Genomic DNA, 14,983 nt, shown 5'->3' with positions numbered 1-14,983 from the left:
GGATTAGCTAGGGGTAGCTCAACTGACGGAGAATTTTGATGCAGCACCACCTTACGCCTTGGATGATCGAAAGCGCTTACCGCTACTGGGATGCCGCCAAACACCTGCTTACCGGGCACGACATGATGGCTGTTGCCCAGGTAAACGCTGCTATCGGCATGGAGATTTTGCTCAAAAGTTTCGTAGCTAGGCCCAATGGCAACCATGGCCAGGTCAACGAAACCTACGACCTTGACCCCACGTTGATCAATGACGCTCACCGTGAGCTGCAGCGCGCCGGCAAGATTGCTGCTGATCGTAATCGGGCCGATAAGCATGATCTGCTCACGCTTTTTCACGCAGTCCCTGCAGATATCCGGGCGCGCCTCCGGTTCGACCAGGAGGAAGAATGGATTGAGCGTTATCGTAACGTCTTCACAAACGCTCGCTATCCGTACGAAGCAAGCTCGCCAGGCGGTTATGACGACATGCTGATCTACATTTTGGGTCAGATGATCGAGCGCGTTGTGATTTGGTACCGCGAGCAAGGCTGCCGCGATGTGTTCATAGTTTGCTATGGGATGACGCCGGCCGATTTCCAGTCCAAAGCGGGAAATGAGCCTGAACCTTCGTGAGCCTTGCTTCAAATCTGTCCACTCTTGGCCCTGCTAGCTCCATGCGAGGATGCGCATAATGTATATTATGTTAAATAGTGTGCTATGTCAGATATGTTCCTAATGTCACCAGTCTTCGAAAACTAGACTTTGCCTGACACGATAGCTTCATCGAGCGAGACTTCAGTTTCCACGGCTCACCGCTGGCCTGCGTCGGCGCCTTTCTGGGCTAGTGTGACGCCACACTGCATGATCAGGACTTCGTACATTCGGTCAAGCGCATTGGCATGCGTGACCGCGGTTGAAACTCGAATCATCTGGTCGCCAATCGCCGCCTGCCATACAACACGGCTAATCAACTCTTTCGTCGATGCTCCTAACGAGACCTCCAAAGCTTCGTCCCAACCTGAGCGCCGTGCGACACAGCTGAATGCTTTCATCCAAGCTCTCCCTTCGTCTGTTGCACTTGGCCGGCATTGAAAAATCCGTAAGAATGTCATTTGGCCATTACCTACTCTATGGAATACTCATATGCCACGGAAGCGCAAAGGGAGCGACGGCGGGCCGATCGCTCTGTACGCCTTGTTATTCGTCGTTGCCCTCTTGGCACAGATTCCAAAACAGGTCTGGATCACCCTCGGTGTTATCCTCGGCATTTGCGTATTGGTATGGGCCATCAGACGCGCTACCCGGGCCAAGCCCAACGCTTCTGAAGATGCGGCCGAGATCGCTGCGTCCTCTCGACACGTGGCCTCCCCCACTGTAACCGTCCAGTTCAGCGCCAGTACTCGCGAGCGAGACTTCCATACCGTTCAGGTCGGTTCGTCTAGGGATAGTCAGAGCTACGCCATCCCAAAGCCCTCTGCTAAGCCCAAGGGGGTTCGTTGGCTTGCAGAAGGCGAGTCCATCAACATGGCTGGGCTGGCCATACCAGGTGGATTGCTCTACATCACCGAGCAAGCGACACCATTCGGCCAATCCGAACCGTCCCTGATCGACACTACGCTTCGTATCGCGCGCTCACCGATGAACCTCACCGAGCGACAGATGCCGTACTGGCCAAGCTACCGGAGCATCACGCCTGAGGCGCGGCGAGCGTATCTGCAATGGTTGGCAGGAGGTCGTCGCCAGCCTGCTGATGCGGGTTATGTGTTCCTGTTTTTCTATGGGCTTGAACGCCGTGCGCTGATCGATGCATCCACCGACCCTCAGGCAAAGGCAGAAATCCCGGCCATCAAGGCCGAAGTCGAGCGTTTACTTGGTCTTTACGGCGGTAGCAATTCTTTCCGCGGTTACGCTACCCGTTTCCTCGCTCATATCGACGCGAACGCTGTTCAGCCAGAGAGCTACCTAAGCGAGCCCGGCGCCAGCCCCGCAGATGGGTATGAGCTGCCCATGTCTCTGCGCGTTGCGCTGGGGCAGATGGCCGTGGACAAGTATCCGCTTAATTCGAGCTGGGCATTGGCCTGGGCACTTGCAGAGCCCAACATCTCCAGGCGCACACCTGTGACGCGGTGTCCCGAGCAATTCGCAGCGCTCTTCAAACACGAATTCGCAAAGCGCTATCCCAACGGCATTGTGCTGCCCCAGAACAAGACCAAGCTGAAGGTCGCCTATCGACCCGCTTCTGCCGGATTGATTAGTCCGGCAGTGGCCGTAGGTGATCTTCCTGATGTCGCGGCGACCTCAGGAACGCGTAACAAGCTGCAGGTCATTGTCGAGGACTGCACCACCGTACTCGACGCTTTCAGTCGGTATCTAGGGCGTAATCCAGACGCGAGAGATAGCCTGGAAGCCATCCTGCAGTTACCAACCGAACTCTGGCCTATTGAGGCAAAAGCGGAGCTCGAACAGTTGGAGCGACGCGTTGGGGGCGAAACCATCTGCATGAGTTTCGGAGAGCTGGCAGGTCGATTCAAATCGGCCGGCGCGCTCTCCCGTGACAAAGTGATCGCCCTTGCCCAGGCGTTGGAGAGCAAGCGGATCGGATTGGAACCCGACGTCCTGTCTGGCAGCCGTACCCCAAAGCTTGAAGACACCATCGCGCTGTTTGCGGCGGACTCTGACGAAGGCACGCTTCGCTCTACCGATGCCTACAGCGCCGCAGCAGTGACGTTAGACCTGGCAAGTGCAGTCGCTGCAGCAGACGGTGACACCTCCCTTGAAGAAGTAAGTCTGCTGTCAGGCCACATTGACTCGTGGGATCACCTCTGCATCGCGCATCGCAAACGCCTGAAAGCGCACCTCCAAATTCAGCTGAAGCAACCGCCCACGCTGGCAAGCCTCAAGAAGAAGCTTGAGCCTTTGACCCTCGAGGCTAAACGAAAAATTGCCAGCTTCCTGGCCCACCTAGCACATGCGGATGGCGAGGTGACGCCGCAGGAAGTGAAGCTACTTGAGCGCGTGTACAAATCGCTCGCCCTCGATCCGCAGTTCGTCTACAGCGATCTCCATAGTGCAGCCGTTCGCCCTTCCCAGATCGTGGAGGCAATGACTTCGCCTGCCGCGCCGGCAACTGCGGCGGAAGGGTCAGAAGGCATGAGTTCAGGCTTCGCACTGGACATGAGCAAGGTCGCTCGTCTGCAACAAGAAACGGCAGAGGTATCGGCGCTTCTGGCCAGCGTCTTCAATGAAGAGTCTCCCACCGAAACCTCTGGTGCCGCGGAACCAGAAACGCCCCAAGAACAGGAAAGCAGCTGCGTCGAACAGCTTGCTACCGTTCATGGTTTGGACGTCGAGCATTCTGCGTTTCTCCGTCTGTTGGTTTCCCGGACTGAATGGAGCCGCGCTGAGCTGGAAGACGCAGCCAGTGATATGGAACTGATGCTGGATGGAGCCCTGGAACGGATCAACGACACAGCGTTTGAGCTGTTCGACATGCCCGTGACTGAAGGCGATGATCCCATCGAAATCAACCCCGAAATTCTGGATGAATTAGCCCTATGAGTAAAATACGAGCCAAGGATCGCGACGCGGTCATTCAATCGCTGCGTGCGGGTGTTGTGCCCCGTGTAGGACAGCACCTGATCCAGGTAGGTCGGGCGGGTGAACTCGACTCGCTGCTCAAGGATGTTGATCGTCTCGCAGATGGCGGCTCCGCATTCCGCGTCGTGGTTGGCGAGTATGGCGCGGGTAAAACCTTCTTCCTCAACCTGGTTCGCGGCATCGCAATGGAGCGCAAGCTCGTCACCATGCACGCCGATTTGAATCCTGACCGTCGTCTTCATGCGTCGGGTGGTCAGGCGCGCTCCCTTTACTCCGAACTGGCCAAGAACATGGCCACGCGCACCAAACCCGATGGCGGCGCGCTCCAGGGTATCGTTGAGAAATTTATCTCACAGGCTAAAACGGAAGCCAGGTCTAAAGGCGTCGAGAGCGAGGTGGTCATTCGTGAGTACCTGGCGGAGCTCACCGAGATGGTCAACGGGTATGACTTTGCCGACGTCATTGCTGCCTATTGTCGCGGTTTCGAGGAAGGCAATGAGCAGCTCAAGGCTGATGCCATCCGTTGGCTGCGCGGCGAATTTTCCACCAAGACCGATGCCCGGGCTGCGCTGGGCGTGCGTACGATCGTCGACGATGCATCCGTCTACGATCAGTTGAAATTGCTGTCACGGTTTGTGCGCCTGGCTGGCTTCGGCGGCTTGATGGTCTGCCTGGATGAATTGGTCAACCTGTACAAACTGGCAAATACGCAAGCCCGCAACGCCAATTACGAACAGATTCTGCGGATCCTCAATGATTCGCTGCAGGGTTCGACTGAAGGCCTGGGCTTTGTCTTGGGCGGCACACCAGAGTTTCTGATGGACACGCGTCGCGGGCTCTACAGCTACCCTGCCCTGCAATCGCGTCTCGCGGAAAACAGCTTTGCGAAGTCTGGCCTGGTTGACCTTTCTGGGCCTGTCATTCGGCTCAGCAGCCTGACCCCCGAAGACTTCTACGTGCTGCTGCAGAAGCTGCGCAATGTCTATGCCTTCGGCGAACCTGAGAAGTTCTTGCTGCCGGACGAAGCCATCCCAGCGTTTATGGCGCACTGCAACCAGCGCTTGGGCGAGGCCTATTTCCGGACGCCGCGCACGACCATTACGGCTTTTATCAATCTGCTCGCGGTAATCGAGCAGAACCCTACAGCGGACTGGCGCACTTTGCTCGGCGCCGTGGAGCTGGCCAAGGATGAGGCTGGGCAACAGGATCTTGAAGTTGAGGCCGACGATGAGCTCGCCAGCTTCAAGCTCTGACTCTTTTTCGTTTGAACGTCTACACCCCGAGGTTCAGCAATGGGTCTGGTCACAGGGGTGGACGTCGTTACGTGATGCTCAGGAGTGGGCGGTACCAGCATTGGTGGCCGCTGATCGCGATGTAATCATTGCAGCGTCCACCGCGGCAGGTAAAACAGAGGCCGCATTCCTACCTATCCTGACCAACCTGCTCAATAACAGTGAGCCCGCCGGCGCAGTGCTGTATATCAGCCCGCTCAAAGCACTGATCAACGACCAATGGGATAGACTTAGCCGGCTATGTGAGAGGCTCGAGGTGCCCGTGGTTGCATGGCACGGTGATGTGGCTGCAAGCAAGAAACAACGGTTTCTGAAATCGCCTGAGGGCATCTTGCTGATCACACCGGAGTCTCTTGAGGCACTCTTCGTAAACAGAGGATTGAGTTTACCTAGGGCTTTTCAGAACCTGCGCTACATCGTCGTCGATGAACTTCATGCCTTCATTGGCAGTGAGCGCGGCAAGCAACTGCAATCGCTCATGCAGCGGGTTGAGATTGTTGTAGGCAGAGCCCTGCCTCGTGTAGGGCTCTCTGCAACGCTTGGTGAGATGTCACTGGCCCGAAAATTCCTGAGGCCCGCTCGCCCCGATGACATCACCGTCATCGAGTCGAAATCCTCTGGCCAGGAGCTCCAGGTGCAGGTACGCGGCTACATTGAACAGCCGATGCAGCAGGTGGCGGCGGAACACCCTGGAAAAGCGTCAACAAGTGAAGACGCCGAACAGGAGGACACCTCTGGCACTAAGGTGGCAATTGCTGGCCACTTGTACAAGGTGCTGAGGGGGCAGAACAACCTGATCTTCCCCAATAGGCGCCAAGAAGTTGAATGGTTTGCCGACCGCCTGCGCTCACTGTGCGAGAACGATGGGGTACCAAACGAGTTCTGGCCGCACCACGGTAGCTTGTCCAAGGAACTGCGTCAGGATGCCGAGCGGGCGTTGAAAGCGGGAGATCCACCCGCTTCGGCCATATGCACTACTACACTTGAGCTGGGTATCGACATCGGTAACATCAGGGCGGTCGCACAGATCGGCAGCCCGCCCTCTGTGGCGAGTCTCAGGCAACGGCTTGGCCGCTCAGGTCGTCGACCGGGTGAGCCTGCCACGCTCAGGGTTTACTGCCGAGAGCGTCCCTTAACGGATGAGTCAGATCTCTCCGACCAGTTACGAGAGGGGTTAGTCCAAACGGTCGCCATGATCCGCTTGCTAATCAGTGGATGGTTTGAACCGCCTCGGTCGGGAGGTCTACACGCCTCGACACTGGTGCAGCAGTGTTTGTCTTCGATTGCTCAGCTCGGCGGTGCCTCGGCGGCGCAATTATGGGGAAATCTGGTATCAAGCGGCAGTTTTGCGAGCGTCACCAAGCCTGATTTTCTTTCTCTGCTCAAAGGGATGGGTGAAAAGGAGTTGATCGTCCAGGACAGTTCAGGACTACTGCTGCCAGGCGAGCTCGGGGAGCGCTTGATCAACCATTATGAGTTCTACACCGCATTCACGAGCGATGAAGAGTTTCGTTTGCTCCGGGATGGCAAACTACTTGGCTCGCTGCCCGTCAGCAAACCTCTGACCAAGGGGCAACGCATCATTTTCGGCGGCAAACGCTGGCAGGTTCAGGATGTCGATCTTGAAGCGAAGGTGATCGTAGTCACGCCGGCGCGGGGCGGCGAGCCCCCTCAGTTTGATGGGCTAGGTGCGCAGGTGGATGATCGTGTCAGGCTTGAAATGCGAAGCGTGCTGATGGAAACCACCCCCTGCCCTTTCCTGGACAAGCACGCTCAAGCCCTTCTGCAGGAGGCTCGGAGTAACTTCCGTGCCCTCGGATTGGGTAGCACGGCAATTGTCGGCTCCGCCAGTGTCAGCTACGTGGCGACCTGGCGAGGGGACTACACCAACGATGCGCTGGCCTTGCTCCTCCGGCATGTAGGCATTCACTGTGAAAATACAGGGCTCTTCCTGGAAGTTGCATTCAGTGAAGAGGATACGTTGCGAGCGTTGCGCGTGGTGGGTCAAGTGGATATTTCAGATGTAGAGCCCATCTTGGAGAGTGTCGAAAACATAATCCGAGAGAAATGGGATTGGGCCCTTCCCCGCTCGCTTCTAATGAAGTCATTCGCCTCAAGCCATCTTGATCTCCACGCCGCGGTTTTAATAGCACGACTTCTTGGCGAAGAGGTGTAGCGCAAGGTTTTTGTGGCGTTTATGAACATTCGACATCGCCCACTTGTTAAATGATGTTTTTGCGGAGCGTGATCAAACATTAACCCCAGATACCGCTGGTCGAAGCTCTGCAAGCGGTCGCGGTAATAATGGCAGTCACCTGCTCCCCCGCGCGCGCAGAACCGTACCCCACCTCGCTGGCACCGCAGCCGCCCTGAAATCGAGTCTTAGATACCTCTCCACCAGGGGTCCGGTATTAGGAAAGTCGGGCTTTTCGGCATCCTCAAGCCACTCATCTCCGGCTGATAGACGATGTGTTCGGAGTTCCCCCGATTTTCACTGCACACGACCGCCCTTGCGAACATTTGCTTGCCTGCTGGTCGGCTGCAACTGAGCGTGGCGAAAGTGATAGTCCACGAAAGCCTTGGTCACTTCTGGGTCTGCTAATTCGAGGGCCATTCCGTTACCCACGACGTCCAGATCGGGCAGAACAACCTGAGACTCGCTACAGAAGTTTGCCAGCAAGCGCCAGAACGCAACTTTATGATCGATGTGAAGGTCGTTCGGATGGGCTATTTCATCGCCGGTAATTGCACAGTTGACGGGCCATGAAAGGCTTGCCCTGAATGCCTCCATCTGTGGCCTCACTGCAAAGCGTAGCGCTTCACACACCTTCCCATGGTGGGATTGAGTAACGCCGGTGATGCAGCGCTTGTAGGAGAAGGTATCTCTCGTTCCGTCGATGCGAACTAAGTGTAAGCCTCGGCCCGCCAGCGGGTTTCGTTCCACGCAGAAGTGATCAACACCCACACCGATCTTGCGCTCAGCATCTGGATGCAGCGCAAGCAGCAAATGTAGTTTTTGCGTCGCTACATCATGAGTGATACGTCCGACATCCGCGGTTCTGATGAAGTGCTTCAGGCCATCCAGAAGCGCCTGTTTGGACGGGTATTCAAACGGGCCTAACCAATACATCCTTGTACTCCTTCAATGGTCTACGCATTATCCTCAGCAGGCACGGGCACTGCGGCAGGAGCTGGTTCGACAGCAGCCTGATTCGTGATACCAAAGGGGATGTGAACCGATGGAACCACAGCGCTGGCGGATTTCAGATGGCCGGATTGGTCATCGAAGAAAATGTGGGGCTTCAGAACAGCCAATACCTTGCCCTTTTCAATACCTCCTAGGAAAAAGGCATCGTTGGCCATAACGCCCCAACTTTTCAGTGTGTTCAAGGCGCGCTCGTGAGATGGAGCGTTGCGGGCGGTGACGATTGACACACGAATACGGTTCTTATACGTAGGATTGAGCTTTTTATGCGCCTCCTCGACTGACTGGATTTTCGCCAGGCGTACCATGAACTCCTTCAACGGCCCCGGGTTGTGCGGCTGCATGACATTCTTGACTTCGTGGTCATGGAACTTGACGAGCCCACCGGTCTGCATCACAGCTTCTGACTCGTCGCCAGCAAGGACGCCGTCAAAGTCGAATGCGATGCGCAGTGTATGGTCGCTCTCATCATCATCGAATTTGGAGTCGAGCATCTGCCCTGCAGGGTGACCAGCTTTGATAGCTGACTCCACGTCCTGCTTGTCTCCTGAAAGAAAGAGTGCAATGTTCAATGCCGGGATGTACTCGTAGGGTGACTGGCCTTGCATGAAAATCGCACGCGTCATGGGAAGGCCGTAGTGCTCGATGGTCTTCATCACGCGCATACCCGTATCGGGATCATTTTTAGAAAGCAGGACTACCTCAACCAGAGGGTCGGCTGGATCAGGCGAGAGGTCATTGACTGACAGGAGTCGCTTGATGAAAGGATAGGCGATTCCTTTTGGTAAAGGGTTAGCCAGGTTGGCCTCCTGGAATTTCCGGTATTTTTCCTCCCCTTCGCTTTTGAACACTGCGTCGGATTCTTGGAGATCAAACACGGCACTGGAGGCCACGCCAATGACCAATCGGCCTTCTAGCTCATACGGCATACAAACACTCCATTAGATGGCTTGGATGATGGCACTTTACAATAGGCCACGCCGGGCTTGGCCAAGCAACCGGAGTGCATTGCACTGCTCGAGTGTCATCGCCTGCTTGGGGCCGTTGCGGGTTGCAGCACCCATGTCGTAGATGCTGACCTACGCAATGTATCTTATGTGGGAGTCAATCCTAGCCGCGCTTCCTGAAACCACCCGAGTACAAAATTGCTCCCCAACCGCCTATCCTGACCCTGCCCCACGCCTCACCCGCAAGCAGCATCTGAAATCCGCCCCACCGCTCCCGAGGCCCACAATGCAGATCGACGAAGAGCTCACCCTGAAGAAGCTCGAAATATTCCTCGCCTTCATGCACAGCGGTAATCTGGCCCGTGCTGCAAACGCGCTGGACACCAGCAGTGTCAGCGTGCATCGGGCCATCCACTCGCTTGAAAATGCCTTGCGCTGCCCGCTGTTCAAGCACGAGGGCCGCACGCTGACGCCGCTGGAAAGTGCCTATGTGCTGGAAGAAAAAGCCCGCAAGCTGATCCAGGACACCACCGAGATGGTCCGAGCCACGCGCGAGGCGGCGGGGTTTTCGTCAGAGCGGTTCAAGCTCGGTGCGTTGTATTCGCTGACGGTGAAAACCGTACCGTTGCTGGTCATGGGCCTGAAGCTGCGCCTCAGCGAGCTGAACATCGACCTGACCTTGGGCTCGAACGTGGACTTGATGTACCGGCTGAAGAACTTCGAACTGGATGCGATTCTGGTGTCGCTGGATGAGAGCACCTGCGATGCGGCGTGCGAGCAACTGCCGTTGTTCTCCGACGATATCTTTCTGGCGGTGCCCAACGATTCGCCGTTCGCTCAGGAGCAGGAGGTCGACCTGGCGGATCTGGCCAACTCGACCTTCATCACCTTGACCCAGGGTTTTGCCACCCATCGCGATGGCGAGCGGGTTTTCCAGCAGGCGGGGTTCAAGCCGAATGTGGCGATGCAGGTCAATGACATCTTCACCCTGCTGAGCATGGTCAGCTCGGGCGTGGGTTATGCGTTGCTGCCGGGGCGGATTTCGGCGGTGTACGAAAACCGTATCCGGCTGATCCCGCTGCAGGCGCGCTACCGTCATCAGCAGCATATCGGTGCCGTGTTCCTGAAAACCCGCGAGCGCGATCCGAATCTGCTGGCGCTGGTTGCCGAGTGCCGCATGTACAGCCGCCAGCGCCAGGGTTGAGACACGAACGCCCCGGCATTCGGGGCTGGGGCGTTCGCCTTCGAGCGGTTTCAGCCGACCAGACCGCGCACGCAGAAGTACAGGATCGAGGGCCCCAGCAAACAACCCAGGCCGGTGTGGAACGTGGCGGTCAATGCGCCGTATGGCACCAGCCGGCGGTCGGTGGCGGCCAGGCCAGCGGTAACGCCGCTGACGGTGCCGGCCAGGCCGCCGAAGACCATGGCCGAGCGTGGATTGTCCAGCGCCAGCCAACGCGCCGAGACGGGGGTGAAGACCATCACCAGAATCGCCTTGATCAGCCCGGTAGCGATCGACAGCGCCATGATGTCAGAGCTGGCGCCCAGCGCGGCGCCGGTGATCGGGCCAACGATATAGGTGACGGCGCCAGCACCGATGGTGGTGATGCTCACCGCATCGCGGTAGCCGAAACTCCAAGCTACCACCGCGCCGACCATGAATGGCAGCACAGTGCCCAGCAACAAGGCGATGGCGCCGATCATGCCCGCCTTGCGCGCTTCGGTGGCCTGCACTTCGAAGGCAGTGGCGACGATGGCGAAGTCACGCAACATGGCGCCGCCCATCAGGCCGATACCGGAGAACAGAGTCATGTCGGCCAGGCCTTTTTGCCCACCGGTCAGGGTGCCGCCAACCCAGGCCAGCACCAGGCCAATGACGATGGCGATCGCCGAGCCGTGCACGCGGCCGAAGGTCAGGCGCCTGGAGAGAATCACCGAGATCCACATCACCGCACCGACTACGGCGAAGGCGGTGATCAGGCTGTTGTGTTCGAGTGCGTTGAGGATGATTTCCATATCAGCGAGCTCCGGCCGGTGCGACGGCGACAGGGGGGTCAAGGGGCTCAACACCCTCCTCTGCCAGCGGCTCGCCACGGTGAGTGCGGCTGATCAGGGCGATGGTCGCGCCACACAGCAGCACCGAGCCGATGGCCGCCAACACTGCGACCGGCCCGCCATGCAACGCAGTGACGACATTCTGCTGGGCGGCCATGGCCACCACGATGGGGATGTACAGGGCGCCCCAGAAGCCAACGCCCAGCTCGCACTCCTTGCTCATGCCACCGTTACGCTGCATGTACAGGCGGGCGAAAATCAGCAGGATCATGGCGATGCCAACCCCGCCAACGTTGGATTTGACCCCCAGCAGAACGCCGAGGAAGTCGCCGAGGATGACACCGGCAAGCGTGCAGATGGCCAGCAAGGCCACACCGTAGATGATCATTGTTGTTTTCCTCACGTTGAATCGAAGTTGTTTGTTGTTGTTCTTCGAAATGCGGGCCGTCAGTGTGTGGTGTTCACCTCCCGCCGCAACAGGGTGTCCATGGTGTCGGCGCGGGCGCTTTGGCAGGCGATCACCGTACCGGAGTCGAATACACGCCGCGCCAGTCCGCTGAGCACTGTGCCGGGAGGCAGTTCGATCAGCAGGCGTACGCCGCGCTCGTAGGCGTTGCACAGCGTGCCGTACCAGTCGACGGTACGGCACATGTTCAGCGCCAGGTCGCGGCGCAAGGCTTCGGGGTCATGCAGTGGGCGAGCGCTGGTGCTGCTCAGGTAACCCAGTTGCGGGCGCTTGAGCGGTACGTCGACGAAGGCGGCTGCCAGTTCGGCGGCAGGTGCAGCGAGCAACGCGCAGTGGGAGGGCACGCTCATCGCCAGGCGTTTGCACGCGCCGGCACCCAACGCCAGTGCCTGGCTGCCAAGTGCGGCCATGGCGGCATCACTGCCGGCGATCACGAACTGATTGTCGGCGTTGATGTTGGCCAGATACAGCGGCTGCGCCGAGGCCTGGAGCAGGCGTTCGAGCGTAGCTTGATCCAGACCGATGATCGCGGTCATGCCGTAACCCTCGGGGTAGGCCTGTTGCATCAGCTCGCCGCGCAACGCCACCAGCCGCAGCGCATCGGCAAAGCTCAAGGCGCCGGCGATGACGGCCGCCGGGTACGCGCCAATCGACAGGCCGGCAACGTAGTCCGGCGCTGGGCTGCGCGCCAGCAACCATCGTGCATGGGCGACCCCGACTATCAGCAGACACAGCTGCACGGCGCGAGTGGAGGCCAGTGACTGCGCGGTATCGAGCTGCAATAGCGATTGCTGGAGCACGTCGCTGGCTTCCTCCAGGCAGGTGCGAACGATGGCGGCATCCGGCAACTGCTGAAGCATGCCAGGCCGCTGCGCGCCTTGGCCGGGAAAGGCGAACAGGCTGCTCATGCCGAGAGTTCCAATGCCGACCACGGGTTGCTGACCAGGCAGGCGCCGTGGCGGCTTTTAAGCAGTACCCGCTTGGAGGCGCCGGCCCACTCGGCCAACGCGACGGCGCCGAATGGGGTTTCCAGCTGCAGGTCGATGCGGCAAGGGGCTGTGCCCAATGCCTGGAGCAGCGCTTTCGCCTCGACGCGACTCAAGGCGGCGGGTGTACGCAACAGCAGATCCAGATCGCTGCCCTGGTGCAGAACCGCGACACCGGTCGCCAACTGGTAGCCCACGCCGCCGGTCGGCCCCCAGGGCAGGCCGAGGCTGTCCATGAGCGGTGTGACAGCGTGCAGTGCCTGCAACGCAGGCACCTGCGCCCTCCCCCCACCACGCAACTGCTCGGGGCGGCACCGGCGCTGGATCGAAGCGACTGGCATTTCAGCCGCCAGGCGATCGCTGCGCTGGCCACCACGCACGCCGACCGCTACTCGCCCTGCACCGATCACAGCACGGCGCACCACCACTGGCCGAGCGGCCAGGAGCACCCGCCGCGCCCACTCGGGCGCGTCTAACGGTAACTGGTCCTGGGTCATGCCCCACAGCAGGTCGTGTGCGTCCATGGCCTCACCATTGCTCGCGCAGCAGCTGCCGGACCCGCGCTGACATCGCCCGGTTCGGCGCGCCAAGACGCCCACGCAGATCGGTGCTGTTGCCGATGTCCTGCACGGCGCTGACCAGCACGTCGCGAACCTTGCCGACATCGGCGGCTGTCGGCTGCTCGACTGCCTCCACCTCGACCCGCTCCCAGAGCAGGCCAAGCGAGGCATAGCTGGCGATGTCGTAGGCCATGGGCGGTACCTTCGCAGCCAGGGCTTCCAGTTCCTCGACACTGCGCAGGGTGATCCGCGCAGCTGCCGCCTTGCCCATGGCATGCACCATCACCCCTTGATCATCCAGTGCGATCAACCGCTGAGCCTGATAGCCGTGGGCGAGAAACGCGCCGGACATGGCCTTGCCCACCAGCAGCCCGATCAGCGCATGGCCGGCCAGTCGCGCCCGGGCATAGGCCTCCACCGCGCCGGCCAGCGCTTGATGGATACCCAGTGCTTCTTCGCGGCGGCCATAGGCCTGGCTGGGCACATCGACGACGGCGACCAGCACCCGCGGCGTGCCGCCCTGGTCAGCCTGGATCGCCTCATCGACAGCCTTGGCCAGGCCCCAACCTTCGAGCAGGCCGACCTCGCCATCGCGCGCCCGTGGAAAGGGATTCTGCGCATCCGGCACTACGGCGATGAAGCGCGTAGGGCGGTCGCCCAATTCGCCGTCGATGACTTTCACCGAGGCAGGATAGCCCGGCAGCTCGCGGCCTTGGGCCAACGCCCGAAGCCAATCAAGACCACGGCTCATTGCAGTTCTCCTCGATACAGCGCCCGCGTCAGGGCAGCGTCCACTTGCGCACACTCAGTGCCCAACGTACCCAGCATTGCCAGGAAGTCGGCATGGCGACGGCTGCGCGGCAATTCCGGTTCGCCTGCCGCCAATTGCGCCACCAGGGCTTCTCGCACCTGAGCCAGGTCGTCCGGTACGTAGGCGTCGGCAAGGCCGCACGCATGACGTTGCTCGCCGCCGGTCAGGCTCCAGATGAACGGCCGGTCGCGGGAGTCGTATTCGTCGATGCCGGCTTCCTGCTCGATGACCTGCGGCCCATTCAGGCCCAGACGGGCTTCGCGGGTGACGATCAACCGGCTGCACAGCCCGGCGGCAATCGACATGCCGCCAAAGCAACCGACCGAGCCTGCGATCAGGCCAATCACCGGCTGGTGCTGACGCAGCTCGACGATCGCCGCCTGGATTTCAGCGATGGCGGCAAGGCCCAGGTTGGCTTCCTGCAACCGCACGCCGCCGGTTTCCAGCAGCAGCACGGCGGCAGTGGGAATGCCGTTGCGGTTGTCTTCGACGGCCAGCTCGAGCGCTCCGGCGATTTTGGCGCCGCCGACTTCGCCCATGCTGCCGCCCTGGAACACGCCTTCGATGGCCGCCACCAGCAGGGGCTGGCCATTGAGGCTGCCCTTGGCGATGACCACGCCGTCGTCCGCTTGGGGCACGATGCCCTGCTGCGCCAGCCACGGCGACATCATCCGGTCGAAGGGCCCGAGCAGCTCGCGAAAGCTGCCAGTGTCCAGTAAGGCGCGGGCCCGCTCGCGGGCGCTCAGTTCGACGAAACTGCAAGCCTGCAGCAAACGGGCGACATCAGTCATGGCGGATCTCCTCGAAGCCTTGTTCCAGCCGCAGCCTCACGACACCTGGGGTGGCGCCGAAATCATGGATCTCGATGTTCATGGCAGGCAGCTCTTGGTCGGCGAACAGGCGCTGAAACAGCTGCTCCCAGCGCGGCGCGCTGCCATTGACCGAGGTCACTACCTGGATGTTCAGCTCGCCACGGGTGCCCGGTTCGAGCATCACCTCAAGGTCGCCGGAACCGACACAACCGACCAGTGCACGGTGATTTGCCGGCGCACCGGCAGGAAATGTGAAAGACAAGGTTTCCAT

At 59.7% G+C, this 14,983-nt stretch carries 15 protein-coding genes; 5 read left to right on the top strand and 10 right to left on the bottom strand.

The genetic code is table 11. The annotated features are described in order from the left end of the window. Window positions 1–38 precede the first annotated feature (38 nt). Complete coding sequence (locus IAE34_RS07100) at window positions 39–614, top strand: hypothetical protein (protein ID WP_200138158.1); 576 nt, start codon at window positions 39–41, stop codon at window positions 612–614. A 176-nt stretch (window positions 615–790) separates the two neighbouring features. On the opposite strand, the gene IAE34_RS07095 is transcribed toward IAE34_RS07100, so the two are convergent. Beyond that, entirely contained in the window at window positions 791–1,033 is a 243-nt protein-coding gene (locus tag IAE34_RS07095; RefSeq protein WP_200138157.1) for a hypothetical protein, read from the bottom strand. 91 nt (window positions 1,034–1,124) lie between these two features. On the opposite strand from IAE34_RS07095, the gene IAE34_RS07090 reads away from it, so the two are divergent. The 3 genes from IAE34_RS07090 to IAE34_RS07080 are packed head-to-tail and all read left to right on the top strand — an operon-like array spanning window position 1,125 to window position 7,046. Next, window positions 1,125–3,539, top strand: a complete 2,415-nt coding sequence (locus tag IAE34_RS07090; RefSeq protein WP_200138156.1) for a tellurite resistance TerB family protein — start codon at window positions 1,125–1,127, stop codon at window positions 3,537–3,539. Next, window positions 3,536–4,831, top strand: a complete 1,296-nt coding sequence (locus IAE34_RS07085; protein ID WP_200138155.1) for an ATP-binding protein — start codon at window positions 3,536–3,538, stop codon at window positions 4,829–4,831. Before IAE34_RS07090 ends, IAE34_RS07085 begins: the two co-directional genes overlap by 4 nt. After that, window positions 4,806–7,046, top strand: a complete 2,241-nt coding sequence (locus tag IAE34_RS07080) for a DEAD/DEAH box helicase (protein WP_200138154.1) — start codon at window positions 4,806–4,808, stop codon at window positions 7,044–7,046. Before IAE34_RS07085 ends, IAE34_RS07080 begins: the two co-directional genes overlap by 26 nt. A 315-nt stretch (window positions 7,047–7,361) precedes the next feature. Here IAE34_RS07080 and IAE34_RS07075 read toward each other — a convergent pair whose 3' ends face one another. Together IAE34_RS07075 and IAE34_RS07070 are read right to left on the bottom strand one after the other, a co-directional pair. After that, complete coding sequence (locus IAE34_RS07075; RefSeq protein ID WP_200138153.1) at window positions 7,362–8,000, bottom strand: DCL family protein; 639 nt, start codon at window positions 7,998–8,000, stop codon at window positions 7,362–7,364. Between the two features lie 20 nt (window positions 8,001–8,020). Further along, the gene (locus IAE34_RS07070) at window positions 8,021–9,004 is read right to left on the bottom strand and encodes a 5'-nucleotidase (RefSeq protein ID WP_200138152.1); all 984 of its coding nucleotides are present in this window, start codon (window positions 9,002–9,004) and stop codon (window positions 8,021–8,023) included. 304 nt (window positions 9,005–9,308) lie between these two features. Here IAE34_RS07070 and IAE34_RS07065 point away from each other — a divergent pair, with 304 nt between their 5' ends. Next, window positions 9,309–10,226, top strand: a complete 918-nt coding sequence (locus IAE34_RS07065; protein WP_200138151.1) for a LysR family transcriptional regulator — start codon at window positions 9,309–9,311, stop codon at window positions 10,224–10,226. A gap of 50 nt (window positions 10,227–10,276) precedes the next feature. Here IAE34_RS07065 and madM read toward each other — a convergent pair whose 3' ends face one another. The 7 genes from madM to IAE34_RS07030 are packed head-to-tail and all read right to left on the bottom strand — an operon-like array spanning window position 10,277 to window position 14,983. Then, complete coding sequence (madM, locus tag IAE34_RS07060; protein ID WP_200138150.1) at window positions 10,277–11,038, bottom strand: malonate transporter subunit MadM; 762 nt, start codon at window positions 11,036–11,038, stop codon at window positions 10,277–10,279. A 1-nt stretch (window position 11,039) separates the two neighbouring features. After that, window positions 11,040–11,465 carry a malonate transporter subunit MadL gene (madL, locus tag IAE34_RS07055; protein ID WP_200138149.1) on the bottom strand — a complete coding sequence of 142 codons (426 nt, stop codon included), beginning with the start codon at window positions 11,463–11,465 and terminating at the stop codon, window positions 11,040–11,042. Between the two features lie 59 nt (window positions 11,466–11,524). Beyond that, a complete protein-coding gene (gene mdcH, locus IAE34_RS07050; RefSeq protein ID WP_200138148.1) occupies window positions 11,525–12,451 on the bottom strand; it encodes a malonate decarboxylase subunit epsilon in 927 nt (308 codons plus the stop codon). Then, on the bottom strand, window positions 12,448–13,053 hold the full coding sequence (locus IAE34_RS07045) for a malonate decarboxylase holo-ACP synthase (RefSeq protein ID WP_200138147.1): 606 nt from the start codon (window positions 13,051–13,053) through the stop codon (window positions 12,448–12,450). Before IAE34_RS07045 ends, mdcH begins: the two co-directional genes overlap by 4 nt. A gap of 4 nt (window positions 13,054–13,057) precedes the next feature. Beyond that, the gene (mdcE, locus tag IAE34_RS07040) at window positions 13,058–13,840 is read right to left on the bottom strand and encodes a biotin-independent malonate decarboxylase subunit gamma (RefSeq protein ID WP_200138146.1); all 783 of its coding nucleotides are present in this window, start codon (window positions 13,838–13,840) and stop codon (window positions 13,058–13,060) included. After that, window positions 13,837–14,691: a biotin-independent malonate decarboxylase subunit beta gene (locus tag IAE34_RS07035; protein ID WP_200138145.1), complete on the bottom strand. Its 855-nt coding sequence runs from the start codon at window positions 14,689–14,691 to the stop codon at window positions 13,837–13,839. Before IAE34_RS07035 ends, mdcE begins: the two co-directional genes overlap by 4 nt. Then, window positions 14,684–14,983 carry a malonate decarboxylase subunit delta gene (locus IAE34_RS07030; protein ID WP_200138144.1) on the bottom strand — a complete coding sequence of 100 codons (300 nt, stop codon included), beginning with the start codon at window positions 14,981–14,983 and terminating at the stop codon, window positions 14,684–14,686. The genes IAE34_RS07035 and IAE34_RS07030 overlap by 8 nt, the downstream gene beginning before the upstream one ends.

Source organism: Pseudomonas sp. S30 (assembly GCF_016518545.1).
In the GTDB taxonomy this organism is placed as follows: Bacteria; Pseudomonadota; Gammaproteobacteria; order Pseudomonadales; family Pseudomonadaceae; genus Aquipseudomonas.
The sequence above is the reverse complement of the archived record's forward strand: the minus strand, read 5'-3'. Positions and strand labels throughout refer to the sequence as shown.